General features: G+C 57.0%; 22 protein-coding genes. 11 read left to right on the top strand and 11 right to left on the bottom strand.

Translation table 11 applies throughout. The annotated features are described in order from the left end of the window. Positions 1-74: 74 nt before the first annotated feature. Positions 75-1,337: a pyridoxal phosphate-dependent aminotransferase gene (locus ACAM29_RS18440; protein ID WP_369625003.1), complete on the bottom strand. Its 1,263-nt coding sequence runs from the start codon at positions 1,335-1,337 to the stop codon at positions 75-77. Positions 1,338-1,529: 192 nt separating this feature from the next. On the opposite strand from ACAM29_RS18440, the gene ACAM29_RS18435 reads away from it, so the two are divergent. After that, positions 1,530-2,435: a MurR/RpiR family transcriptional regulator gene (locus tag ACAM29_RS18435; protein WP_091827282.1), complete on the top strand. Its 906-nt coding sequence runs from the start codon at positions 1,530-1,532 to the stop codon at positions 2,433-2,435. On the opposite strand, the gene ACAM29_RS18430 is transcribed toward ACAM29_RS18435, so the two are convergent. The 8 genes from ACAM29_RS18430 to ACAM29_RS18395 form a co-directional block, all read right to left on the bottom strand. Continuing rightward, complete coding sequence (locus ACAM29_RS18430; protein WP_369625002.1) at positions 2,410-4,191, bottom strand: diguanylate cyclase; 1,782 nt, start codon at positions 4,189-4,191, stop codon at positions 2,410-2,412. The two genes, ACAM29_RS18435 and ACAM29_RS18430, sit on opposite strands and share 26 nt — an antisense overlap. A 166-nt stretch (positions 4,192-4,357) precedes the next feature. Beyond that, positions 4,358-5,359 (bottom strand): dihydroorotate dehydrogenase-like protein, encoded by a 1,002-nt coding sequence (locus ACAM29_RS18425; RefSeq protein WP_369625001.1) that lies wholly within the window; start codon positions 5,357-5,359, stop codon positions 4,358-4,360. Continuing rightward, positions 5,352-8,996 (bottom strand): pyruvate:ferredoxin (flavodoxin) oxidoreductase, encoded by a 3,645-nt coding sequence (nifJ, locus tag ACAM29_RS18420; protein ID WP_369625000.1) that lies wholly within the window; start codon positions 8,994-8,996, stop codon positions 5,352-5,354. Before nifJ ends, ACAM29_RS18425 begins: the two co-directional genes overlap by 8 nt. A gap of 128 nt (positions 8,997-9,124) precedes the next feature. Further along, the gene (locus tag ACAM29_RS18415) at positions 9,125-9,715 is read right to left on the bottom strand and encodes a CBS domain-containing protein (RefSeq protein ID WP_091827279.1); all 591 of its coding nucleotides are present in this window, start codon (positions 9,713-9,715) and stop codon (positions 9,125-9,127) included. Positions 9,716-9,767: 52 nt separating this feature from the next. Next, positions 9,768-10,088, bottom strand: a complete 321-nt coding sequence (locus tag ACAM29_RS18410; RefSeq protein WP_369624999.1) for a hypothetical protein — start codon at positions 10,086-10,088, stop codon at positions 9,768-9,770. 106 nt (positions 10,089-10,194) lie between these two features. Next, positions 10,195-10,614: a hypothetical protein gene (locus tag ACAM29_RS18405; protein ID WP_091827277.1), complete on the bottom strand. Its 420-nt coding sequence runs from the start codon at positions 10,612-10,614 to the stop codon at positions 10,195-10,197. 143 nt (positions 10,615-10,757) lie between these two features. Continuing rightward, the gene (locus ACAM29_RS18400) at positions 10,758-11,108 is read right to left on the bottom strand and encodes a putative quinol monooxygenase (protein WP_091827276.1); all 351 of its coding nucleotides are present in this window, start codon (positions 11,106-11,108) and stop codon (positions 10,758-10,760) included. Between the two features lie 23 nt (positions 11,109-11,131). Further along, positions 11,132-11,701: a hypothetical protein gene (locus ACAM29_RS18395; RefSeq protein ID WP_091827275.1), complete on the bottom strand. Its 570-nt coding sequence runs from the start codon at positions 11,699-11,701 to the stop codon at positions 11,132-11,134. A gap of 219 nt (positions 11,702-11,920) precedes the next feature. Between ACAM29_RS18395 and ACAM29_RS18390 the strand changes: the two genes are divergently transcribed. From ACAM29_RS18390 to ACAM29_RS18365, 6 genes are read left to right on the top strand one after another with little or no spacing between them, the layout of a single operon-like run. Further along, a complete protein-coding gene (locus tag ACAM29_RS18390) occupies positions 11,921-13,045 on the top strand; it encodes a high-affinity branched-chain amino acid ABC transporter substrate-binding protein (protein ID WP_091827274.1) in 1,125 nt (374 codons plus the stop codon). A gap of 57 nt (positions 13,046-13,102) precedes the next feature. Then, positions 13,103-14,029 (top strand): high-affinity branched-chain amino acid ABC transporter permease LivH, encoded by a 927-nt coding sequence (gene livH, locus ACAM29_RS18385; RefSeq protein ID WP_369624998.1) that lies wholly within the window; start codon positions 13,103-13,105, stop codon positions 14,027-14,029. Between the two features lie 12 nt (positions 14,030-14,041). Continuing rightward, the gene (locus ACAM29_RS18380; RefSeq protein WP_369624997.1) at positions 14,042-15,298 is read left to right on the top strand and encodes a high-affinity branched-chain amino acid ABC transporter permease LivM; all 1,257 of its coding nucleotides are present in this window, start codon (positions 14,042-14,044) and stop codon (positions 15,296-15,298) included. Next, entirely contained in the window at positions 15,295-16,059 is a 765-nt protein-coding gene (livG, locus tag ACAM29_RS18375) for a high-affinity branched-chain amino acid ABC transporter ATP-binding protein LivG (RefSeq protein ID WP_369624996.1), read from the top strand. The genes ACAM29_RS18380 and livG overlap by 4 nt, the downstream gene beginning before the upstream one ends. Then, on the top strand, positions 16,059-16,760 hold the full coding sequence (locus ACAM29_RS18370; RefSeq protein ID WP_369624995.1) for an ABC transporter ATP-binding protein: 702 nt from the start codon (positions 16,059-16,061) through the stop codon (positions 16,758-16,760). Before livG ends, ACAM29_RS18370 begins: the two co-directional genes overlap by 1 nt. Before the next feature lie 12 nt (positions 16,761-16,772). Next, positions 16,773-18,188 (top strand): MFS transporter, encoded by a 1,416-nt coding sequence (locus ACAM29_RS18365; RefSeq protein ID WP_369624994.1) that lies wholly within the window; start codon positions 16,773-16,775, stop codon positions 18,186-18,188. On the opposite strand, the gene ACAM29_RS18360 is transcribed toward ACAM29_RS18365, so the two are convergent. Next, positions 18,152-18,967, bottom strand: a complete 816-nt coding sequence (locus tag ACAM29_RS18360; RefSeq protein ID WP_369624993.1) for a metallophosphoesterase — start codon at positions 18,965-18,967, stop codon at positions 18,152-18,154. The genes ACAM29_RS18365 and ACAM29_RS18360 overlap by 37 nt on opposite strands. Further along, positions 18,958-19,887, bottom strand: a complete 930-nt coding sequence (locus ACAM29_RS18355; protein ID WP_206836104.1) for a diacylglycerol kinase family protein — start codon at positions 19,885-19,887, stop codon at positions 18,958-18,960. Before ACAM29_RS18355 ends, ACAM29_RS18360 begins: the two co-directional genes overlap by 10 nt. A 378-nt stretch (positions 19,888-20,265) precedes the next feature. On the opposite strand from ACAM29_RS18355, the gene ACAM29_RS18350 reads away from it, so the two are divergent. The 4 genes from ACAM29_RS18350 to ACAM29_RS18335 are packed head-to-tail and all read left to right on the top strand — an operon-like array spanning position 20,266 to position 23,332. Beyond that, positions 20,266-21,153 (top strand): DMT family transporter, encoded by an 888-nt coding sequence (locus ACAM29_RS18350; protein WP_369624992.1) that lies wholly within the window; start codon positions 20,266-20,268, stop codon positions 21,151-21,153. A gap of 11 nt (positions 21,154-21,164) precedes the next feature. Beyond that, positions 21,165-21,671 carry a histidine phosphatase family protein gene (locus ACAM29_RS18345; RefSeq protein ID WP_369624991.1) on the top strand — a complete coding sequence of 169 codons (507 nt, stop codon included), beginning with the start codon at positions 21,165-21,167 and terminating at the stop codon, positions 21,669-21,671. Between the two features lie 53 nt (positions 21,672-21,724). Beyond that, entirely contained in the window at positions 21,725-22,681 is a 957-nt protein-coding gene (locus ACAM29_RS18340) for an AEC family transporter (protein ID WP_206836112.1), read from the top strand. Positions 22,682-22,708: 27 nt separating this feature from the next. After that, on the top strand, positions 22,709-23,332 hold the full coding sequence (locus tag ACAM29_RS18335) for an ankyrin repeat domain-containing protein (RefSeq protein WP_369624990.1): 624 nt from the start codon (positions 22,709-22,711) through the stop codon (positions 23,330-23,332). Positions 23,333-23,335 lie beyond the last annotated feature (3 nt).

The following is a 23,335-nucleotide window of genomic DNA, read 5'->3' as shown; positions in this document are numbered from 1 at the left end:
CTGTAAACGATTAGGATTTTCGCGTATTCAGTCGCAGAAGGCACAACTCAAATCAGCAACGCTGTGTTGCAGCCTCAGGCTGCTTCCTGGCCCTGCTGCGTCAGCCAGTGATTGATGGCACCAATACCCTCCAGTACCGGCTGTGCAACTTGCTCCAGATCGGCATCCGGCTGCAGCGCCAAGTCGCCATCAAAGTTCACATAGGAGAGCCGCGCGACCAGTTCCTGCGCCGGCATGCCGAATGCCGTGCCCGGCAGCAGGGCAACACCGGCCTCTTCCAGCAGCGCTGTGCAGAGCTGATCCGAGCCGTGGATTCCACGTCGTGCCAGCTGGTCACGCCAAGCGGCAAAGTCCGGGAACAGGTAAAAGCCGCCTTCAGGTGAAGCAGTGGCAACACCCGCCTCGTTCAAACGGGCTGCAGCCGCGTTGCCGATCAGGCTCAACACTTCACGCTCACTCGCTACATAGGCCTGAACATCCGGCCCAAATGTATAGGCCTCGATGGCGGCATACTGCACAGGAGAGCTGACGCAGGACCAGGTCTCGGATGCCACACCAAGCAGACGCGGCAACAGATTTCCCGCCAATGCTTCAGGCACATGCATAACGCCCAGGCGCCAGCCACCGGCTCCACACCACTTGGACAGCCCACCGGTTACCAGTGTGCCTTCCGGATAGTAGCGCGCCAGTGAACGATGCTGACCTGTATGGTTGAGCATGCCGTAGATCTCATCACTGATCACCAGAATGTTGTAGCGTCGCATCACACCAACCAGCGCCTGCAGTTCGGCTTCGCCGTAGGTGGTGCCACTGGGGTTGCCTGGATAGTTTAGCACTAGAATCAGCGGCAGTTCGGGCTGCTCACGCGCGGCACAGAACTTCTCCAGCTGCTCGGCGCTCAGTCGCCAATGACTTTCTGCTGTGGTCTGCAGCCGATGTACCGCATGACCAGCCAAATGCGCCTGCGGCTCATAGGAAACCCAGCTGGGAGAAATCAACAGCACTTCGGCGCGAGTAAACGCCGCCATCACTGCATAAATCAGCAGCTTGCTGCCCGGACCTACCAGTACACGCTCAGCCTGCCAGTCCACACCATCCTGTTCTCGATGAAATGTGGCTACAGCTTCACGCAGAGGCTTCAGCCCTTGCACCGGCAGGTAGGATTTGTCTGCGGCGTGCTCGCTCAGGCGTGTCGACACCTCCGCCGGCACCGGAAAGGGTGACTGGCCAAAACCGAAACGAAACACCTTGCGGCTGGCTTCAAGTGCACCGGATCGCTCGTTGATCAGCAGTGTTTCAGAGTGGTTGATGGGGCGAAGATAGGCATCGACTAACATGATTGCGGGTCCTGTGGGTATTGATATGTGGGGTAATATGGACCAGCTGAAAATCTTTTCAATAATGGACTATCATATGGAAAATTATTTTCATATTTCAGATGGATTTTCCACCAGATTCCTTATTTATCTTTTATTTTCATAAAGATATGAATATGAGGCAAAAACGGGATAAAAAGGAATAAAAATGCGATGAGCACCCCTTTCACCTTTCCACCCGGCTCGCTGGCTCAGCTGCGCAAGCTGCCATCCCTGCTCAAGCGCGGCGAGTTGCAGCTGCCAATGGGCAAACGGCTGCTGAACGCGCTCTGTCTGATGCTGGATGATCCTCGCCTGGTCGCGACCCAAAGCATCACCGAGCTGGCACAAGCTACGGGGGTCAGCCCCGCCTCCCTGACCCGGCTGGCCAAGCTGCTGGGCTTTACCGGTTTTGTGCAGTTTCAAGCCCTGTTCCGTCAGGCTCTGAGCCAACCGGGACGCTACTACAGCGCACAGGCCAGCGCACTGGTGAGCGGTGATCAAAATGCAAGTATATCCAGCCGGGTCGGTCAGCATCTGCAGCGTCAGATCCACAACCTGACCCAAAGCGCCGGCCAACTGAATGAAGAGCAGCTGCTGACGGCTGCCGGGATGCTGGTCAAGGCGCGCCGTATCCGTGTGGCGGGGCGGCGTCAGTCATTCGGCTTGGCGGTAATATTCAGTTACATGCTGGGACTGATTCGCGATGATACGGCGGTGGTCGGCGCGGCCGGAGAAGGTCAGGCGCAGGCGCTGGCCGAGCTGGGCAAGCGCGACCTGCTAGTGATGTTCGGTTCCGAGCCGTACAGTCGGGATTCGGTGATGCTTGCCCAGGTGGCACATCAATATGGCCTGCCCCTGCTGACCCTCACCGACAGCCATCACTCCCCCTTGGCACAGCTGGCCGATTGTACCCTGATCAGCTCTGGCGACAGTCCGCTGTACACCAACAGCATGATTGCCAGCCAGTTTTTGAGTGAAACCCTGTTGCTGCAAACGGCCCGCCTGCTCGGTGAAGATGCGGTGAAACGGCTGAGCCTGCGAGAGGAGTTAATCAATCGACTGAATGACGAATTTTAATACCGGCTTCCGCCAGACCTTCCGTCTGATCCACAACTTCAAGGATAGACTGGGTCTCCAGTACCTCAGTGTAAAGCCGATAACCGTTACGCCCATCCTGTTTAGCCGCATAGAGCGCGGCATCAGCCTGCCGCAGCACCTCTTCATGGTCTTCGGTGTGGGTCAGACTGGCACCAATACTGAAGGTCATGCTCAGGGATGCACCACAGGGTGTTCTGACTACCTGACCGCGGATTACTCGCAGCAGACGCTCACAGATATGTTCGACCAAGCCCCTGTCTGCATCACGGATCATGATCAGGAATTCGTCTCCCCCCCAGCGTGAGGCCGCGTCATACTCACGCAACACCGAGCGCAACACCGTCGCCACCACCACCAGGGCTTCATCGCCGACAGCATGACCGTAGCGATCATTGATCTCCTTAAACAGGTCCAGATCGATCCAGATGATGCCCAGTGGACGACCTTCGCGGGCACTGCGCTTGAGCTCTTCCCGCAAACGCTGATCCATTCCGCGTCGGTTCAGCAAGCCGGTCAATGGGTCGGTCTGGCTGAGCTGGTTCAGCGCTTCGGTCCGCTCCTGTACCTTCTGCTCAAGGTTGGTGCGCGCCTCGTATACCTCACGACTCATTTTTTCGAACTCTTCCACCAGCCGTGCGACTTCACCACTGGCACGCACATTCAGTGGCTCGCCGGTGTATTCTCCCTTACGGAAACGTCGAATGGCCCGGTCCAGCGCTTGAAGAGGCTCCAGCACCACCCGGCCCAGTACAATGTGAAACACCAGTACCGTAATCAGCAGCGAAATACCAAATATCATCAGAATGGAGTTAAACCGGCTTAGCGGCAGCAAACGGTGCAGGTCCATCAGGGTGACTTCATACCAATCAATATCAGGCAGATACGCCACCCCGGCAAGATAGCGTTTGCCATCGAGGGTGACAAACCGACTGATCACTTCCTGGGGATCTTCCTTCACCTGCGCCATGGCCTGCTTCAACTGTGTGTAGTCTTCGCCCGGCATCATTACGCTCAAACGGCTCTGTTCGTTGTCACTCTTGGTGAGACTGGCAAAATCGATCATCGACTGATCACGATACAGCTGGATCGCGCCCTGATGATTCACGAACAGACTGGTGATGCCCTCTTCACCGCTGTCGACAATATCATTGAGGAAACTACTGAGATTAAGGCCGGTACCGGCAACTCCCAGAACCTCACCCGAGGGATTACGCAGCAGCACATCCACCCATAGCTTGGTAACGCCGAGGTGAGCATCAGGGTTAACATTGATATGCAGGTCGCGGTTCTGCTCGATCAAATCGAAGAACCAGCGATCTGCCGGCTCAGAGGCACTGAGCCGGTAACGCATCTGGTCGCCGGCAAACTCGTTTTCGGCATTGTTGTAATAATAGTGCCCATTGCGCAATATACCGAGGAAATAGTTGCTGTCGGTAAAGCTTTCGCGGTAACGCTCCAGCTCCATCAAGCCATGATACTCGGCGAGGATGTTATCCGGGTCTTCCAGCCATTCGATCAACACCGGTGAGCTCGACAGCTGACGTGCAAGCACGATCTCACGCAGCAGCGGTTGCAGCACCCGCTCCTTATCGTAAAGAACCTGCTTTTCAACGTATCTGAGCGCCCACTCCGTAATGATCCGTTCTGCCAGGGTCTGAACCGAGATCCAGACAGCAGCGGCTGACGCAAGAATCAGTACGACTGCGAGGAGGCTGAGCCTTGATTTAAGATTCAACCAGCACTTCTCCCCTTCCTCGACCCTGAGGGTGTGTCACTATCTGGTGACATATGAATGTATTGAATGACTATAGATGATAACTGATCGGTTAACCGAGAAAAGTAAAAAATCCGCTCAATGAAAAATCTTTTCCCTTTATAAGACATTTCTTTCGCGCATTGCCTCAAGGGCACCACTGATCCAGTGTATCCAGATAGTTGGCCCGCTCCCAGCCGGAGGGGTCCTCGGCACGGGCATAACTGACACTGCCGCGCAGCTGATCCAAAGATTCATATTCATGTTGATCCAGCCAGTTCAGGATCGTGTCCCGCATCTGCTTCAGCACACCCTCTCCCTGCTGCATCAGCACGCTGGCCAATTGAGCGACTTCGGCACCGACGAGCTGAGTGCGAATAACATCTTCACCGGTATGCACGCCACCGGTAATCGCCATATCCAGCGCCACTTGAGCACGGATGATTGCAGCCCAGCGCAGACGCTCATTCAACTCGGCCGGGCTGGACAGCTGCAATTGGGGTTTTATCTTCAGCGTATCCAGATCCAGCGTTGGCTCAATAAAGCGGTTGAACAGGACCACCGCATCAGCACCCGCTTCACGCAACAGGTTCACCATATGCACCGGGCTGGAAAAGCGGGACGACAGCTTCACCGCCAGCGGCAACTGCGGTACGGCTGACCGTACTGAGGTGAGGATATCCAGATAACGCTGTTCCACTTCGGCGCCGCTCTCGCGTACCGAAGCCGCTATATGATAGATGTTCAGCTCAAGTGCATCGGCGCCGGCCTCTGCCAGTTGCACGGCATGCTCTGCCCAGCCGTCTCGGCTGACCCCGTTGAGGCTGGCGATCACAGGTACTTTCAGGCGCGACTTCATACTCTGTAGCCGTTCGAGATAATGCTCTTCAGCGGTACGGAAGGCATCAGGTACGGGCAGGAAATCATCCGATTCAAAGTGCCCTATTTCCTGTTCATACAAGAAATGATGCAGCAGCTCATGGTCACGGCTGCACTCCTCCTCAAACAGGCTGTGCATGACAATGGCCGCAGCCCCTGCATCTTCGAGCCGACAGGCGCCATCCAGTGTGGCCGTCAACGGTGAAGCTGAAGGTACCAGTGGACTATCCAGTTCAAACCCCAGATAGCGGGTATGCAATCGCTTACTCATTCTGGCCTCCTGTTTCCGGCTCTGTGCCGGCAGGCGCACTCTCTGCCGATGCACTTTCTACGGCGGACCAGCTCAGTCCGGCCAATTGTTCATAGCGGTGGTAGCGTTCGTTAACCTCCCTCTGGGCCTGCTCCAGAAACACCTTGGACGCTTCGGGGTTGGCCCGTGCAAGCATGCTGAAACGCGCCTCGGAACGGGCGAACTGAGCATAGGGGATGGAAGGCGGTTTGGAATCCAGCTTGAGCGGATTCTCGCCCTGCTCGGCCCGGCGCGGGTCGTAGCGGAAGAGTGGCCAGTGACCGGATTCCACCGCCAGGCGCTGATGCTCATGGTTGTCGCCAGCCAGATTAAAACCATGCGCAATACAGGGTGAATAAGCGATGATCAGTGAAGGACCGTCCCAGCTTTCAGCCTCCTGAAAGGCGTGCAATGTCTGCATATCCTTGGCGGCATAGGCAACATGAGCGACATAGACGTGCTCGTAATCCATGGCGATACGGGCTAGATCCTTCTTCGCCACCGGCTTGCCGCCGGCGGAAAACTTGGCGACGGCACCGCGCGGCGTCGCCTTGGAAGTCTGGCCACCGGTATTGGAATAGACCTCGGTATCCAGCACCAGAATATTGACGTTACGACCGGACGCCAGCACATGATCAAGCCCACCGTAGCCAATATCGTAGGCCCAACCATCACCACCGATAATCCAGACACTGTGACGACACAGTTTGTCTGCCAAGTGATAGAGCTCATGCGCACGCAAGTCATCCATTCCCTGCAGGCACTGGCGCAGCCTCGCAACCCGCTCTCGCTGGGCACGGATACCGGCCTCATCGTTCTGATCAGCCTGCAGCAACTCCTCCACCAGGTGCGCTTCCAGTCGGTCACTCAAGGCCTGCAGCAGCTCAATAGCGTATTCCGTTTGCTTGTCCAGCGCGGCCCGCATGCCGAGGCCAAATTCGGCGTTGTCTTCAAACAGGGAATTGTTCCAGGCAGGTCCACGCCCTTCCGCGTTCATCGTCCAGGGAGTAGTCGGCAGGTTGCCGCCATAAATAGACGAACAGCCAGTGGCGTTGGCAACCAGCATGTGATCACCGAACAGTTGGCTGAGCAGCCGAATGTAAGGCGTCTCACCACAGCCGGAGCAGGCGCCACTGAACTCGAACAGCGGCTGCATCAGCATGGATCCTTTCATGGTGCTGGCCTTGAGCCCGGTACGGTCAAACTCCGGCAGCTGGCGGAAAAACTCCCAGTTAGCCCGTTCACGTACCAGGATATCGTCCTTGGGAACCATGTTCAGCGCCTTACGGCTCTGGTTCGATTTGTCATGAATTGGGCATATCTCGACACAGAGGGTACAGCCAGTGCAATCATCAGGCGAGATCTGATAACTGATCAATGTACCCTCAGGGAAGTCTTTCGCGCCTTTGATCGGCACTGCCTTGAAGCCCTCAGGCGCCCCTTTCACCAGTGTCTCGGGAAACGCCTTGGAACGGATCACCGAGTGCGGGCAGACAAATACGCATTTACCGCAGTGGGTACAGAGCTCCTCTTCCCATTGCGGCAACTCAAGTGCCAGATCCCTCTTTTCATAGGCCGCCGTGCCACTGGGCCAGGTACCGTCGATGGGCACCCGGCTGACCGGTACCCGGTCGCCGCGCCCAGAAATCAACTCTGCCGTGACTTCGCGCACAAAAGTAGTCGCGTCAGCAGCATTCACTTGGTGCATCGGTATCAGGCTCTGTGCCTGATCCGGCACGTCAAAGGGCTGCAAATGTGCCAGCGCATTGTCGATGGCTGCAATATTCATCTGTGCAATACGCGCGCTGCGCTTGCCGTAGGTGGACTCAACAGCGGCTTTTACCTGCGCAATCGCCTCATCCCTTGGCAGAATATCGGTCAGCGCAAAAAAGCAGGTCTGCATGATGGTATTGATGCGTTTGCCAAGCCCGACATCAGCCGCCACTTGATAGGCATCGATCAGCCAAACCTTCAGCTGCCTGTCGATCATCTGCCGCTGCACCGGCTGCGGCAGCGACTGCCAGAAAACCTCTCCCGTCAGAGGCGTATTGATCAGCACGGTGGCTTTCGGTTTTGCCTTTTCCAGCATCGGATAGCGATCCAGAAAAACGGGCTGATGACAGCCAACAAAATCAGCCTCACCGCTTTGAACCTCGTAGGCCGAGCGTATTGGCTCAGGACCAAAACGCAGATGCGAGACGGTGACCGCACCGGATTTCTTCGAATCGTAGACAAAGTGCCCCTGCGCAAACCGACCTGGCTTTTCTCCGATAATGCGAATGCTGTTCTTGTTGGCGGATACCGTTCCGTCTGCTCCCAGGCCGTAAAAAACGGCCTGCACCTGCTGTCTCGCGGCACGGTTGCGAAAGCTTTCATCCCAACGCAGGCTCAGGCGCGTGACATCGTCGTCAATACCGATGGTAAATTCACGCTTGCCTTCCGGGCGGGCCAGATGGTCGAACACCGCCTTGACCATGCCGGGAGTAAACTCCTTTGATGACAGGCCAAAGCGCCCACCCAGAATGCGCGGCAGTCCAGTGCCCCGCCAGGCATCTTCGCTGCAGGCGTTGAAAACAGCTGTGGTGATATCCTTGAGCAGCGGCTCGCCATCCGAGCCGGGCTCCTTGGTGCGATCCAGCACCGCAATGGCACGCACAGTGTCCGGCAGCTGTTGCAGCAGCCGCTCAGAGGCAAAAGGCCGGAACAGGCGTACGTTCAGCAGCCCAACCTTTTCGCCTTCGGCATTGAGATGTTCTACGGTTTCAACCACCGTCTGGCTGGCTGATCCCATCACCACAACGACCCGTTCGGCATCGTCGGCTCCGCTGTACTCATACAGCGAATATTGGCGGCCCGTCACCGCTGCAAAGCGATCCATTGCGTTTTGCACAATGGTCGGAAAGGCGTCGTAATAGGGGTTACACGCTTCGCGTGACTGAAAAAAGAGATCCGGGTTTTGTGAGGTGCCGCGAATAAAGGGGTGCTCGGGAGACAGTGCTCGGTCACGGCAGGCCCTGATCAGACCGGGGTCGATCAGCTGTTGCAGCTGGGCCGTTGTAACCAGCTCTACCTTGCTGATTTCGTGGCTGGTACGAAAGCCGTCGAAGAAGTGCAGCACCGGCACCCGCCCTTCCAGCGTGGCCATCTCGGCAATGGTGGCCATATCCATCACCTCTTGAGCATTGCCTGAAGCCAGGATGGCAAAGCCAGTGGTGCGTGCAGCCATCACATCACTGTGGTCACAGAAAATTGACAGTGCGTGAGTTGCCACCGAGCGCGCCGCAATATGAAACACCGTCGGCGTCAGCTCACCGGCAATCTTGAACATGTTGGGGATCTTCAGCAGCAGCCCCTGCGAGGCGGTGAAGGTGCAGGTTTTGGCTCCGGCCTGAAGTGAACCGTGTACGGCACCAGCGGCACCAGCTTCGCTCTGCAGCTCAATCACTTCCGGCACACTGCCCCAGAGATTGGGGCGCCCCGCATTGCTCCAGCTGTCAGCCAGCTCACCCATCACCGAAGCCGGCGTTATCGGATAGATGGCGATGACATCATTGAGCTGGTGGGCGATGGTGGCAGCTGCTTCGTTGCCATCCATCATCCGTGTTTCTGACCTGGCCATGCCCAACTCCTGTTATCCGGGATTAAGCGTTCAGTATGGCAGATCCTGCAGTAGCCGAGATTGACCTGTGCCAACCTCAGCCACGCTCATTCAACGCCCCGTGAACTTAGGGTCCGTTAACAAAGGGATCAAACGGACTCTCCACGACCGAAAAGCACATCCACAAGATCGCGGAAACTGGACGCCTGAAGATTGATTTCGACCGGCACCTGCAAACGACGGGCAATTTCACTGGCAGAAATAATGCCGCAGATCTCCTGTGACTCCGGGTCAACCACCAGCATGTGCATGCTACCTTCATGACGCAGCGTCTTGAGCAGATCGCCGATGGTACCCTGTTGCAGGGCTGACAACGGCACTCCGCGCAGCTTGTCACGACTGACCATCACGTCCTTGATACTCAGGTCCTCACGCTTGAGGCCCAGGCTGGTAGCTTGGCTAAGCACCTTGCGACTTTCCAGATCGATCACGGTCAGGATGCCGCGGAAAGCCTTGCTGCTGTCGGTGACGATGACCGAACGCACATGCACCTTGCGCATCGCCTGGGTGGCATCACTGATGCTTTCGGTCAGATTCATGGTCAGTGGTGGTGTTTGACGAAAATCGGTCATCACCAGTTGTGCCGGTGAATCCAGGTTGGTGATGGCGTGATCTGCACCTTCAGCAAGGCGGGTGTAGTCCTCAAGGCCGATGGTTTTCAACTCATGGTAGTTCTTCATGTTCTTTTCCTCGCGCTGTACCAGCGCTTCGTTCGGTAATCCAGATCGGCCTCTAGCCGATAGTGTTATGGCTGCCACAAAAGCAGGCGAACGGCGGTGCGCGTGACCGGTAAGAAGCCTCAAAGGTTGATTCCCTTTGATCAGCTATTTCGTCGAGACAAGGAGCAGGCAGGCTGTCACAGGAGGTGTGTAATGGCTGCGGCAGAAACAAATCGGTGTCAGTCTGGGTGTTATCCAGCAGCAAATCGGTACTGTTGACGGCAAGGCTTTCGTCTCCCGGTTTGGGGACTGCACCGCCCTCAAAACCGTAAAACAGCAATACTGCCAAAAGAAACAGAACGGTCGGCTTTCCGATCGTTCTTGCCGAAGGCATCTCGGCAACATGAAACCAACAGGCAAATTTTGATCGCAACGGATCAACCTCAACAGACAAAGGTGTCAAATTCAGGATAGGCCTGTCAGCTTGAGTGTCAATAGGGTTACCCCTGAATCACACGTCCGCGGTACACCATCAGTGGGGTTCTGGACCCATCCGGCGCTGCCACAGAGTCGGTCGGCTCGTCCTCTTCAACGAGCGGATGTGCAACAGCCGGCGTGTCGCGATACCCCAGGCGTTCCAGCAACTGCTCCGCCTGGTCAGGCAACAGGGTTTCCATCAGTGGATAGATCAGCTCGGGTGTAAAGGAAAAGCGCAGTGGTGCCAGACTGGCCAGCTGAGCCACCGCGTTTTCATTGTGCAGCCCGTTATATGCAACACCCAGCAGTTGCCCCTTGGACAGCACAACCTGAGCCGCATGATTATCTGCACTGACCACAAACAGGGTGCCTGTTGCCCGCTGTTGAACAAGTTCAAAGAGTTGCGCTGTCAGTCCACCGAAATCAGCCGCAAGTGTGCCCATGGTTGCCTCCGTTTATCCATGACCGCTAACTTTACTCGGATACAGAAGGACTCAAGCAAGAAACGGACCAGTCCCACTCACCGCGCTGTCAGGGCTAGAACGGGTCCGTCGGCCGGAAAACCGCACCTAAATGGTGCAAAGACCTATCCGAACTGGGGCGCGTCGAAGTTTTCCGGCTCGTCAGTATATATACAAACATTCCAGTCTTCGGCCAGACCATCTTCAGCCTTGCAGTAACGCTCGAAGAATTCGACGATTTCCCTGCGTTGGCAGTGCGCCTCAAAGCTTTCCATATCGCTCCAGATTTCGTGGAACACAATCGGAAAACTGGTGCCTTCGGCAAAGGGGCTGCTGATTTGACGCGTCACCGTGTACTGCACACAGGCATCTTCACGGTGGGCGTTGGGTTCCAGCATCTGTAATGCGCGAAACAGCTCGGCTTCCTTGCCGGGCCGAGGCTTAAACTGGGCAGTGCAATAAACCAGTGAGGACATGCCGCCTCTCCTTACTTTGGTGTTCAGGGTTGGGAAAAAATACGGTCCAATTGAGCTGTGTAGGGCCTAACACTCTGCTTGTCTGCCGCCGGTACCTGCGCCAGTGTGCGTGCAATACTCACCGCCTGCTCCATCTGCTGACGCATCTCCGGTGGCACCAGCTGCAGCATTTGCGGATCCATTCCCTGCATCTGCTGTGCCAGCTGCAGGATTTCAGGGCTTTCCGCCTCGGCCTTGATCGCACCGTAAGCGAGCACAACACGGTCACCGGTCAGCGCCCAACTCTCCGCACTGGTAAAGCCATATTGGCGCACAATCCGACCCAGCTCGCTGTAGTCATCAGCTGATTCTCGCTGCAACACTTTTACCCCCCGGGTGTGGGGGTCAAACAGCTCACCGTTGCGCGGTGTGATTTCACGTTCGAGGAAGCTTTGCTTGCCTTCGGCCTGCAGCTTTTCACCCAGCTGCCGCACCGGCCCCAGGCTATCGATATAAGCCTCTATCGCCGCTTCACCCAAACTGTCTGCTTGCACTCCCAACGGGAGTGCAAGCAGGAACATGAACAGAAAACAAGATGAGAAATACGCGCGCATAGGCACCTCCCGGGTGTTAAAAGTGGCAAGGGTTTTGCTGGTTTCAATCGCGGCCCCGTATGATGGCGCGAGTGTAGCAGATCCTGCAGGGGCCACCTATCGAGGTTACGCAGATATAAAAAAACTGTGTAATAATCAAACCGATAGTCACCAACAAATATAACAGGCGGCACCTCAGCCGGGACAGCCGCCCTGACTAGAAGCCCATAGGGGAATAACATGAAGCAGACGTTCGGATCTTTCGGAAAAACCCTGCTGGCGGCAGGTTCACTGCTGGCCGCAGTCTCCAGCGTACAGGCTGAATCTCTGAAAATCGGTATTGCAGGCCCTGTTACCGGCCCCGTTGCCCAGTATGGTGACATGCAAAAGATCGGCGCGATGATGGCGATCCGCCAGATCAATGAGGCCGGTGGCATCAACGGTCAGACGCTTGAAGGCATTATTTACGATGATGCCTGCGACCCCAAACAGGCTGTGGCCGTCGCCAACCGCATCGTCAATGATGATATTCGGCACGTAATCGGCCACCTCTGCTCCAGTTCAACTGAACCGGCCTCGGATATTTACGAGGAAGAGGGCGTATTGATGATCACCGCCGCATCCACTTCTCCCACCATTACCGAAAAGGGATATGAGCTGATTTTCCGCACCATCGGCCTGGACAGTCTTCAGGGCAGCCTGGCGGCGGCGCATATCCGTGATCACGTCAAACCGGAGCGGCTGGCCGTTATTCACGACAAACAGCAGTACGGTGAAGGCCTTGCCACAACCGTCAAGGATCTGCTGGCTGCCGATGGCATCGAAGCCGAGATGTTTGAAGGTGTTACTCCTGGCGACAAGGACTTCTCGGCGCTGATCGCCAAGCTCAAGCGCAACAATATTGATTTCGTTTACTACGGCGGTTACCACCCGGAGTTGGGGCTGATTCTGCGACAGTCCCGTGAAAAGGGCTTTGATGTACCGTTCATGGGTCCTGAGGGGGTAGTGAATTCGGACTTGGCTGCCATTGCAGGCGAGGCGATGGAAGGCGTACTGGCCACCGCCCCGAAAAGCTTTGACCAGAACCCGGAAAATGCCGCGTTGACCGAAGCCTTCAAGGCACGCAATGAAGACCCTTCAGGTCCGTTCGTGTTCCCGGCTTATGCCGCAATACAGGTTATGACCGACGCCATCAAGGCCACTGGCGAAACCGACCCCTATGCGCTGGCAGAGTATCTTCGAGCCAACCGCTTTGATACCACCATCGGCGAGATTGGTTTCGACGCAAGGGGGGACCTGACCGAATCCACCTTCATGGTGTACCGCCTCCACGCCGATGGCAGCAAGACCGCTCTCAGCGAATAACCTCCGTCCCGTCTGAGCCCCGTCTACCTGACGGGGCTCGCAGTCTGGAGAATGCAGATGAGTGAAACCGCCCTCTATGTCCTGCAGCAGCTGATCAACGGACTGACCATCGGCTCAACCTACGCCCTGATCGCCATCGGTTACACCATGGTGTACGGCATTATCGGCATGATCAACTTCGCCCATGGCGAGGTCTACATGATCGGTACCTATACCGCTTTCATCACCATCATCGGACTGATCACCATGGGGGTGGGTTCATTACCGATCATCCTTTTGCTGGCACTGATCACGGCGGTGATTATTTCATCCACCTATGGTTATGCAATCGAGCGGGTGGCCTACCGGCCCCTGCGTGGCGGCCCGCGTCTGATACCCCTGATCACGGCGATTGGCATGTCGATTTTCCTGCAAAACTATATCCGGCTGGCCCAGGGTTCGCGCGACCTGGCGATGCCCTCGCTGATTTCGGGCGGTATCAGCTTCGGTGATCCGGCCTTGTTTGAGGTGAGCATTTCATGGATGCAGATGATCATCTGGAGTGTGACGCTGGTCTCGATGACGGCACTGGCACTGTTCATTTCGCGCTCACGCCTGGGACGTGCCTGCCGCGCCTGCGCTCAGGATTTGAAGATGACCAATTTGCTCGGGATCGATACCAACCGCATCATCGCGCTTACCTTTGTCATCGGGGCGGCACTGGCGGCTGTAGCGGGCGTACTGCTGGGACTCTATTACGGCACCATCAACCCCTACATCGGCTTCATGGCAGGCCTCAAGGCCTTTACCGCTGCGGTACTGGGGGGTATCGGTTCCATTCCGGGTGCCATGCTCGGCGGCCTTATTCTGGGCGTCACCGAGGCCCTCACGGCTGCCTTTTTCCCGTCCGAGTACAAGGATGTGGTGGCCTTCAGCCTGCTGGTACTCATTCTTCTGTTCCGCCCCACCGGCCTGCTCGGCAAGCCGGAAGTGGAGAAGGTATAGGAGGGAGCCAATATGCAGAGAGCACTTTTCCCGGCACTGTTTTCCGCGCTGGTCACCTTCCTGCTGACCTGTCTGGTGATCGGTGTCAAGCTGGAGCAGGACGGCCCTGAACTTACCGTAGTCAATGCCGATGCCGCCACCTGGGGCTGGATCGCGTTTGCGGTTGTGGCCGTCTTTCTGGTGCAGCTGTTTCATCAACCCCTGAGTGCCTTGAAACAGCGCCTGACGACCCCGCACATCAGTGCGCTGCTGCCACGAGAGCAACTGCGCAGTCGGCTCACCCCCTGGCTGATTGCACTGGTGGTTCTAGGCCTGTTCATCTGGCCTTTCATGGTGTCTCGCGGTTCGGTGGACCTGGCCACCCTGGCGCTGATCTATGTCATGCTGGGGCTTGGCCTCAATATTGTGGTGGGATTCGCCGGGCTGCTGGATCTGGGGTATGTGGCCTTCTATGCCGTAGGCGCCTATACCTACGCATTGCTGTCGGAATATTACGGCCTTTCCTTCTGGGCCTGTTTGCCCATTGCCGGGCTGATGGCCGCCACGTTCGGGTGTATTCTGGGCTTTCCGGTACTGCGTCTGCGCGGGGATTATCTTGCCATTGTGACGCTGGGATTCGGTGAAATCATCCGTATTTTGCTGAACAACTGGACCGATGTCACCGGTGGCCCCAATGGCATCAGCGGCATCGAAAAACCTACCCTGTTCGGGCTGGAGTTCAGTCGCCGAGCCGCCGAAGGCAGCCAGACTTTCCATGAATTTTTCGGCATCGATTATGACAGCAGCCACCGAGTGGTTTTTCTGTACCTGGTTGCACTGCTGCTGGTGTTGTTCACCATCTATGTGATCAATCGGGTGCAGCGCATGCCGATCGGGCGCGCCTGGGAAGCGCTGCGCGAAGACGAAATAGCCTGTCGTTCGCTGGGCTTGAATCCGACCGTGATCAAGCTGTCGGCCTTCACCATGGGCGCCTCCTTTGCCGGCTTTGCGGGCTGCTTCTTTGCCGCTCGGCAGGGCTTTATTAGCCCCGAGTCATTCACGTTCATCGAATCAGCCATCATTCTGGCCATTGTCGTGCTGGGTGGAATGGGCTCCCAGCTGGGGGTCATTCTGGCCGCCATTGCCATGACCATTTTGCCGGAGCTGGCGCGTGAATTTCAGGAATACCGCATGTTGATGTTTGGTGGCGTGATGGTCCTGATGATGCTGTGGCGCCCGCAGGGCCTGTTGCCGATGAAACGCCCCCAGCTGGAGCTTAAAACCTCATGACCAATCTGCTGGAAGTCTCGGGCCTGATAATGCGTTTTGGCGGCCTGCTGGCGGTGGATAATGTCAGCCTTACCGTCAAGCCTCGTCAGGTACACTCAATCATCGGCCCCAACGGGGCCGGCAAAACCACTGTGTTCAACTGCATCAGTGGTTTCTACCGCCCCAGCGGCGGTCAGATCCTGTTTCGCGACCAGCCGATCGAACGGCTCACAGGTCATCGCATATCGCGGCTTGGCCTGGTCCGTACCTTTCAGCATGTGCGCCTGTTCAACAGCATGACGGTAATCGAAAATCTTCTGGTGGCCCAACATCGACACCTCAATACCAACTATTTTGCCGGGCTGCTCAATACGCCGCGTTACCGCAAGCGCCATACCGAGGCGATGACGCAGGCCGTGTTCTGGCTTGAACAGGTAGGTTTGCTGACATTTGCCAATCGCGAAGCCGGTTATCTCTCCTACGGACAGCAGCGCCGACTGGAGATTGCGCGTTGTATGGTCACCCGGCCCAGCCTGTTAATGCTGGATGAGCCGGCAGCAGGACTCAACCCGAAAGAAACCTCGGAGTTGGATCAACTGATCCTGCGACTTCGGGACGAGCACGACATTTCGGTTCTATTGATCGAGCATGACATGGGACTTGTCATGGGGATCTCCGACCATATTACGGTGATCAATCAGGGCGCACCTCTGGCCGACGGCACTCCACTTGAAGTGCGTGAAAATCCGGATGTAATTAAGGCCTATCTGGGAGAGAGCTGATGCTGAAACTGGACAAGGTCTGTACCTACTACGGCAAGATCCAGGCACTGCACGATGTCACGCTGGAAGTGAACCGTGGTGAAATCCTGACCCTTATCGGCGCCAACGGTGCCGGCAAAACAACCCTGATGATGACCATCTGTGGTGATCCCCGTGCCCAGAGCGGCCAGATAATGTTTGACGGTAAACCCATAGAGCAGCTCAAGACCTCCGACATCATGCGCAAGGGGCTGGCCGTGGTACCGGAAGGACGTCGCATTTTTCCGGGCATGACCGTGGAAGAGAACCTGTTCATGGGCAGTTTCTTTCGCTCCCGTGGCGAAGCTCAGGCTCAGCTCGACCATGTTCTGGAGCTGTTCCCTCGTTTGAAGGAGCGTTTCAATCAGCGCGGTGGCACCATGTCCGGGGGGGAGCAGCAGATGCTGGCCATTGGCCGTGCATTGATGAGCAAGCCCCGCCTGTTGCTGCTTGATGAGCCTTCACTGGGTCTGGCGCCGCTGATTATTCAGCAGATTTTCGGCATCATCGAAAAACTCCGGGATGAGGGCGTCACCATTTTTCTGGTGGAGCAGAACGCTCATCAGGCGCTCAAGATTGCAGACCGGGGCTATGTACTGGAGAATGGGCGCATTGTGATGAACGGAACCGGTAACGCCCTGCTCAACGACGACAGCGTTCGCAAGGCTTATCTCGGCGGTTAACGGACAGGACTGATGCGCTTACTGATGATCTCGCTGCTGGCACTCTTCGCCAGCCTCACATTGCTGATTGTCGGCAATTCCTTCCTGATCACCCTGCTCGGGTTGCGTTTCAGTCTGCTCGGTATTGATGCTTCCACCATCGGTATGGTGATGGTGTGCTATTCAGCCGGGTTTGTGGTGGGTTCACTGTATGCGGACAGAATTGTACGCCGCGTGGGCCATATCCGTGCCTTTGCCGTATTTGCAGCCCTGGCTGCCATGGCGGCGCTGATCTATCCGCTGACCTACAATGTCTGGTATTGGGGCATTCTGCGCGGTATCGGCGGGCTCACCATCGCGGCGCTGTTTATCACCATAGAAAGCTGGTTCAGTGCGGTGGCCACCAACGCCAACCGCTCCAAAATCTTCTCCATGTACCAGATTGCGGCCTACTCGGCTGCCGCTGGCGGCCAACTGCTGATCGGCAACGGCAACCCGATCAACTATGCCCTTTTTACCCTGTCGGCACTGTTTATCATTGCCGGCATCATCCCGTTGTCACTGTCCCGCATGCATTCCCCCGAGATCAGTGAAGCCACTCAGAAAATGTCGCTGTTACAACTGCTTCGGCTGGCACCACTGGGTGTTGTTGCCGCTTTTACTGGAGGCATTTTCCTCGGTTCCTTCTACTCACTGGTACCGCTGTTCGCCAGCCTGACAGGCCTTGAAAACAACCAGATATCAATCTACATGTTTGCCTCCATTCTCGCGGCCATGCTCTGTGCCTGGCCCATTGGCTGGATCTGTGACCGGGTGCAGCGCAGCTATGTGCTGCTGGTGATCTGCGTGCTGGCAGGCCTCGCCAGCGCCGCCAACGCTCTCACCGTCAATGACCCCTTCACTTGGCGCCTGATCGCACTCTGCGTGCTGATGGGGCTGGCCTCTACGGTGTACTCAATCGCCGTGGCGATCACCAATGATATGATGGACAGCTCCCAGATTATTGCCGCCAGCTCAGGCCTGTTGCTCAGTTATGGCCTTGGCAGTGTACTGGGACCGCTGGTCAGCTCAGCGCTGATGGAACGGTTTGGCCCCGAGGCCCTGTTCCATACGCTCGCCGTTGCCCTGGTCAGCATGGCAGTGTTTACCCTTTATCGACAGTATCGTGTACCGCCCATGCCGGTAGATGCACAGGAACACTTCATTCCAGCCATCCCGGATGTACATGTCATTCCCGAGATCGACCCGCGTAATGAAGAGTTCGTGGATACACCGATCGAAGAGCTGTTCCGGGAGGAACCGACATCGCCTGAAGTCGAAAGCGGTGACGAAGGCGAACTCATGGCCAAGCCTGAGCCACCTGTGGCGGAAAGTGAGAGCACAGAGCCCACAGAAGCAGAGGGTCCTCACCCTCAGACCGATGAGGACTCACCCCGCAACGGCAACTGAAAGGCTTCGGCGCAGCCGAACCCGTTACTGCTGGATGAACTGTAATCCCAACGTTCCAGTTGCAGCTGTCGGCGCAGAGATTGCCACTCAATCAGGTTGAACGAGTTTGGCTTGCCGTCACGGACCCGCCGCGAAATTGCAGTCCCGGCCTGAGCGGTCCAGCACTCTGAGTGAACCCCGGGGTAACGCCGTTCAAGGGGAGCACAAAAGGGATAGTGGATATGGCCGCCCAGATACAGCACCATCCCGGCGTCACTCCACTGCCGTACCGCTGCTTCCGCGCCCTCACCGACATTGCGTTCATCACTTTCCAGTACCCGGTCAACGGGATGGTGCCCCATCACGATTTTAAGTGATGCCGAACTGCGCCTCAGCCGTTGTTCCACATGCGCAACCGTTTCCGGCTGGAAGCAACCGTCCACGTGTCGGTCAGGTCGAGTCGTGTTAACCCCGATGACCAGCAGATCTGCATCTGTATACTCAGGCGCCAGATTGGGACCAAAGCTTGATCGAAAGTGGGCATAAGGGGCCCAGAATCGCTGCCAGAGATTAAACAGTGGAATATCATGATTGCCCGGGACCGCCAATACAGGCGCAGCCGGCAACTGCGCCAGAAAAGACTCGCATCGTCGAAACTGCCCCCGCCGCGCCCGCTGCGTGATATCGCCACTGAGCAGCACAAGATCAGGCTGCAGGTTGCATATAGTGGCGGTCAGTGCCTCGATCACCTCAGGCCGCTCAGTACCAAAATGCAGATCCGACAGTTGAATCAGCCGCATCGCCTGCCTCCTGTGGGCACCAGACACCGGTAGGCATCATGTCGGGTTTCCAATACCAGCGGAGAACGACAGCGGTGCAGCTCACCATCCACCGCGACGGTCAGTCTGCGCCTTCGGGTCGAGACCCGCAGGCATTCGGTCAGAAAACAGTCGAGTTCTTCCAGTCGCTTAAGCTCACCTCTAAGACTTGCCCACAGGTATCGGCACAGGGCCAGCGGACTGTCCGAGCGCATGACAAACACGAGCATCTTGCCATATTTCAGAGCCTCTACCTCCGGCAGGTCAAAGCTCTCAAGCTGAGTAGGGCTGACACTGGCCAGTAACATGGGCGCGGTTTCGACATGTTGCTTTCCGTCATGCTCAAGGCTGAGCCTTCGCCCCCGTGCGCGCGTCAGGAACACCCAGATTCCACTAAGCAATGAGACCAGACGATTGCGGCCGGTCACCGCACTGACCTGCTCTCGCGCCGCAATTATTCGAGGGTAGACGCCGATGCTGGCACTGACGCAGAAAGGGATGTCATTGATAAAGGACAGCGGACAATGCTGCTCCCGCCCATGCAGCAGAACATCGAGTGCGGCCTCGGTATCGACCGGGATGTTTCGGTCACGCGCAAAGAAATTGAATGTCCCGCAGGGAATCACACCGAGCGTCACATCACTGCCTGCCAATGCAGAGACTGCTGCATTGAGTGTTCCATCGCCACCGGCAACAACCAATATGGCCCCCGTTTCAATACAACCCCGGACCTGCTGTTGCAGTTGCGGCAGCAGCGCCGTCTTGGGCCTCAGCCGTTGCAGGGACTGAAGGCAGTTTTCGGGAATCCGGCGCCGAATCAGCTGCTCCAGATCAGCGTCAGCCTGGTCACCCGCCCGGGTATTGATACAGATCCGAAACTGACGCCTGGCATCTCCACTCATCAACAACTCCTGGTACTCAAGGACCGCCCTGCACCCTGAAGCTCTGGATGTCAGGCGCTGTTGGCACCAGCTTAACTGAATGCCTGTCGTTACGACCAGTCTCCGCGAAGGTTTAGCCGCGACGGTTGAGCCCTGCCGGCTTGACCACTTACATACAATGGTGGATGATAAATGGCTATCAGCGAGGACCCTCTCATGCAGCCTGCCTGTTGCACACTCACCATCATGCGACGCGTCGAAACCTTTGGCATCTCACCAAAGGTGCGATGCCGTGCCGTGCTGCCGAGCCCTGATCTTTCCTGATCCCATTGAACCAAGGCCGCAGCAGTTTCTGCGGCCTCTGTCGCTGAAACCGCGGTCTAATGACACGGAGCGGTTATGTCATCGGTCCCCATTGCCTATCTAGCCGTGGTCCTGATCTGGTCCACGACACCACTGACCATTGCCTGGAGCAGTGAAAGCGTTGACCCGGTCATGGCCGGCTGGGTCAGAATGTTGATCGCCTCTTTGCTCGGACTGGGTTTGCTGCGACTGTTGCGAATTCCACTGCCGTTGCACCGCGAGGCACAGACTACTTATGCCTGCGCCTCTCTTGGCGTATTCGGAGCCATGTGCTGCACCTATATCGCGTCACGCTACGTGCCTTCCGGGCTGATTTCGATCATGTTCGGCCTGGCACCGATTCTGTCAGCCATTCTCGGACAGTGGATACTTAAGGAGCCTGCTTTGCGGGCATATCGCTGGATCGCCTGTACACTCGCCTTTGCCGGGCTGGGTGTAATCTTTACCAATGAGTTGGCCCTGGGAGGAGACAGCCTGCCGGGCCTTCTGCTGCTGTTTCTGGCCGTCTTGCTATTCAGTCTGAGCGCAGTGCTGGTCAAGCGCACCGGAACCCAGACTCACCCCCTGGCGCATACCGTAGGCGCCTTGCTCTGGTCGCTGCCCGGTTTTGGCCTGACCTGGTGGCTGCTCGGCGGTGAACCGCTGGTGATAGATCCGGACAGTCGTTCGTTCTGGGCTATCCTGTATCTGGCAGTTTTCGGCTCACTGGTCGGCTTTGTCAGCTACTTCCATGTCTTACGCCATTTGCCGCCCAGCACGGTGGCGCTGGTCACGCTGATCACCCCAATCTTCGCCCTGCTGCTTGGACACCTGCTGAATGACGAGCCCCTGACCGCAAGCCTGTGGCAAGGCTGTCTGCTCGTGGTTGCCGGGCTGGCTCTGTTCTTTTGGGGCCACCGATTACCATTGCGCCAGCCTGCCTGAGGAGACTCTTGATGAAAATCCTGACGCTGATTCGTCATGCAAAATCCAGCTGGGCCGACCCTGCCCTGGCCGATTTCGAGCGCCCACTGAACCACCGGGGACAGTGCGACCTGCCGGGGCTGGTGCAGCGCATGCAGCGGCAGGGCCCCAGACCCGACCAGCTGCACTACAGTCCAGCCTTGCGGACGCGCCTGACGGCAGAGCCATTGAAGGACGCCTTCAACCTGCACGATGATGAAGCCCTGTGCAGTCCGACTCTGTATGAAGCCGATGCATCCGCCCTGTTGGACGTGCTGCGAAGGCTGCCGAACTCCGTCAACCACACCATGCTGGTGGGACACAACCCTGGGCTGCTGGAGCTGGTACAACAACTCTGCCCCGAGGCACCCGAACGCCTGCCGACCGGGGCCATCATTCAGCTGCAGTTGATGATCAGCCACTGGTCCGCACTGCAGTGCGGGTGTGCCCGTAAGCTCTGGCTCGACTATCCAAAGCTGCACCGTTCCGCCAGAAAATAATGCCCTGATCCGCTAAAATCAGCCCCTTTGATACATTCAGATGGAGAGTGGTTTTGAACCTCTACCTCGAAACACTGGGTTATACCGCCAATATTGTTGCACCGATCTTCTTCATCCTGTTTCTGGGCTACCTCCTGCGTCGCCTACAACTGATTGATGATGCTTTCGTTGCTACCGGCTCCAAACTGGTATTCGTGATTACCCTGCCCGCACTGGTATTTATGTCCATTGCACGCATGGACTTCCATGCCGTATTCAATCCACAACAGCTGGGCTATGTACTGGTCACCATTCTGCTCTCTTTTGGCCTGATCTGGTGGCTGGCTGCACGTTGGATCAAGGCGCCCGAAGATCTGGGCGTATTCATTCAGGGCTCCTTTCGCAGCAACTACGGCATCATCGGCCTTGCCGTCAGCTTCAACCTGTTTGGTCAGGATGGACTGGCTCAGGCTTCACTGCTGCTGGCGCTGGTAATCCCACTGTTCAATGTGCTCTCCATCATTTGCCTGAGCATTCCCATGCAACGCAGCGAAGCGATGCGCCTGAGCGATACCCTGCTGGAGATTCTGAAAAACCCGTTGATTCTGGCTGTGCTGCTGGCCCTTCCGGTATCCTGGTTTGGATTGCAGCTACCCGAGGTTGTGGCCCGGACCGGCAATTACTTTGCCAACCTGACCCTGCCTCTGGCCCTGCTCACCATTGGCGCTTCACTCAACCTGAAAAGTCTGCACGACACCTCATCGCAGGCATTCTGGGCAACCGCACTGAAGCTGGTTATCCTGCCGCTGGTGCTGACACTGGGAGCCTGGCTGTACGGCTTTGAGGGGCAAGAGCTGGCAATCATGATGGTGCTGTTTGGCTGCCCCACCGCTGCCGCCAGTTTTGTCATGGCCCGCGCGATGGGCGGCAATGCTCAGCTGGCCGCCAATATCGTACTGACAACCACACTGGGGTCGGTGCTGACACTCAGCGGAGGAATCTATCTGCTGCGCCTGCTGGGCGTGATCTGAGGCGGACACAAAGAGGTAAAAGCAGATATGCTGAAATCACTGTTTACATCTCACTATGACAAGCTCGCCGCCGCCATAGTGAAGGGCGATGAAGAGCGCACTGTCAGACTGCTGGGCAAGCTCTCGGCAGACGCGCTGCAGCAGGTTAATAACGATGGCCGACCGCTGCTGGAACTGGCCATACTGTCACGCCAGCCGCGCATTCTGCAGCTGCTGCTTCAGCGTACTCCCGCACCACTGCCAAAGGCATCCTGCGGCACACCATTGACCGTATTGGCACTGCGGCAGACTGAAACGAGTCTTCACCTGCTGTCGGCACTGCTCAGAGCCGGAGCCGACAGCAACCTTATCCATACCGGTCGTCCCCTGCTGCATCACTGTATCGAGTATTGTCGAGATGCTGAGCTGATGCTGCACCTGAGCCGGCTGCTGGAGCACGGTGCTGACATCAACCAGCCTGACGATACCGGCACCACATTGTTACTTCGGCTGCTGCCCACAGGCAACCTGCCATTACTGCAGTTTCTGCTGCAATCCGGTGCCAAGTGCGAACCTCAATGGCTGGAAAGCATGGAAGACCCGGCGCTGCTCTCTCAGCTGCGCCGGACTCTGGATGACATCAAGATTCGGAACATGATGCTGGGCCGCTAAGGC

It is taken from the genome of Marinobacterium sp. BA1, assembly GCF_041155135.1.
GTDB classification, from domain to species: domain Bacteria; phylum Pseudomonadota; class Gammaproteobacteria; order Pseudomonadales; family Balneatricaceae; genus Marinobacterium; species Marinobacterium iners.
The sequence above is the reverse complement of the archived record's forward strand: the minus strand, read 5'-3'. Positions and strand labels throughout refer to the sequence as shown.

What these genes read in the sequence shown, in the direction of transcription:
- ACAM29_RS18440 (WP_369625003.1), bottom strand. Translation starts at nt 1,337, where the DNA reads ATGTTAGTCGATGCCTATCTTCGCCCCATCAACCACTCTGAAACACTG.
- ACAM29_RS18435 (WP_091827282.1), top strand. Translation starts at nt 1,530, where the DNA reads ATGAGCACCCCTTTCACCTTTCCACCCGGCTCGCTGGCTCAGCTGCGC.
- ACAM29_RS18425 (WP_369625001.1), bottom strand. Translation starts at nt 5,359, where the DNA reads ATGAGTAAGCGATTGCATACCCGCTATCTGGGGTTTGAACTGGATAGT.
- nifJ (WP_369625000.1), bottom strand. Translation starts at nt 8,996, where the DNA reads ATGGCCAGGTCAGAAACACGGATGATGGATGGCAACGAAGCAGCTGCC.
- ACAM29_RS18415 (WP_091827279.1), bottom strand. Translation starts at nt 9,715, where the DNA reads ATGAAGAACTACCATGAGTTGAAAACCATCGGCCTTGAGGACTACACC.
- ACAM29_RS18410 (WP_369624999.1), bottom strand. Translation starts at nt 10,088, where the DNA reads ATGCCTTCGGCAAGAACGATCGGAAAGCCGACCGTTCTGTTTCTTTTG.
- ACAM29_RS18405 (WP_091827277.1), bottom strand. Translation starts at nt 10,614, where the DNA reads ATGGGCACACTTGCGGCTGATTTCGGTGGACTGACAGCGCAACTCTTT.
- ACAM29_RS18400 (WP_091827276.1), bottom strand. Translation starts at nt 11,108, where the DNA reads ATGTCCTCACTGGTTTATTGCACTGCCCAGTTTAAGCCTCGGCCCGGC.
- ACAM29_RS18395 (WP_091827275.1), bottom strand. Translation starts at nt 11,701, where the DNA reads ATGCGCGCGTATTTCTCATCTTGTTTTCTGTTCATGTTCCTGCTTGCA.
- ACAM29_RS18390 (WP_091827274.1), top strand. Translation starts at nt 11,921, where the DNA reads ATGAAGCAGACGTTCGGATCTTTCGGAAAAACCCTGCTGGCGGCAGGT.
- livH (WP_369624998.1), top strand. Translation starts at nt 13,103, where the DNA reads ATGAGTGAAACCGCCCTCTATGTCCTGCAGCAGCTGATCAACGGACTG.
- ACAM29_RS18380 (WP_369624997.1), top strand. Translation starts at nt 14,042, where the DNA reads ATGCAGAGAGCACTTTTCCCGGCACTGTTTTCCGCGCTGGTCACCTTC.
- livG (WP_369624996.1), top strand. Translation starts at nt 15,295, where the DNA reads ATGACCAATCTGCTGGAAGTCTCGGGCCTGATAATGCGTTTTGGCGGC.
- ACAM29_RS18370 (WP_369624995.1), top strand. Translation starts at nt 16,059, where the DNA reads ATGCTGAAACTGGACAAGGTCTGTACCTACTACGGCAAGATCCAGGCA.
- ACAM29_RS18365 (WP_369624994.1), top strand. Translation starts at nt 16,773, where the DNA reads ATGCGCTTACTGATGATCTCGCTGCTGGCACTCTTCGCCAGCCTCACA.
- ACAM29_RS18360 (WP_369624993.1), bottom strand. Translation starts at nt 18,967, where the DNA reads ATGCGGCTGATTCAACTGTCGGATCTGCATTTTGGTACTGAGCGGCCT.
- ACAM29_RS18355 (WP_206836104.1), bottom strand. Translation starts at nt 19,887, where the DNA reads ATGAGTGGAGATGCCAGGCGTCAGTTTCGGATCTGTATCAATACCCGG.
- ACAM29_RS18350 (WP_369624992.1), top strand. Translation starts at nt 20,266, where the DNA reads ATGTCATCGGTCCCCATTGCCTATCTAGCCGTGGTCCTGATCTGGTCC.
- ACAM29_RS18345 (WP_369624991.1), top strand. Translation starts at nt 21,165, where the DNA reads ATGAAAATCCTGACGCTGATTCGTCATGCAAAATCCAGCTGGGCCGAC.
- ACAM29_RS18335 (WP_369624990.1), top strand. Translation starts at nt 22,709, where the DNA reads ATGCTGAAATCACTGTTTACATCTCACTATGACAAGCTCGCCGCCGCC.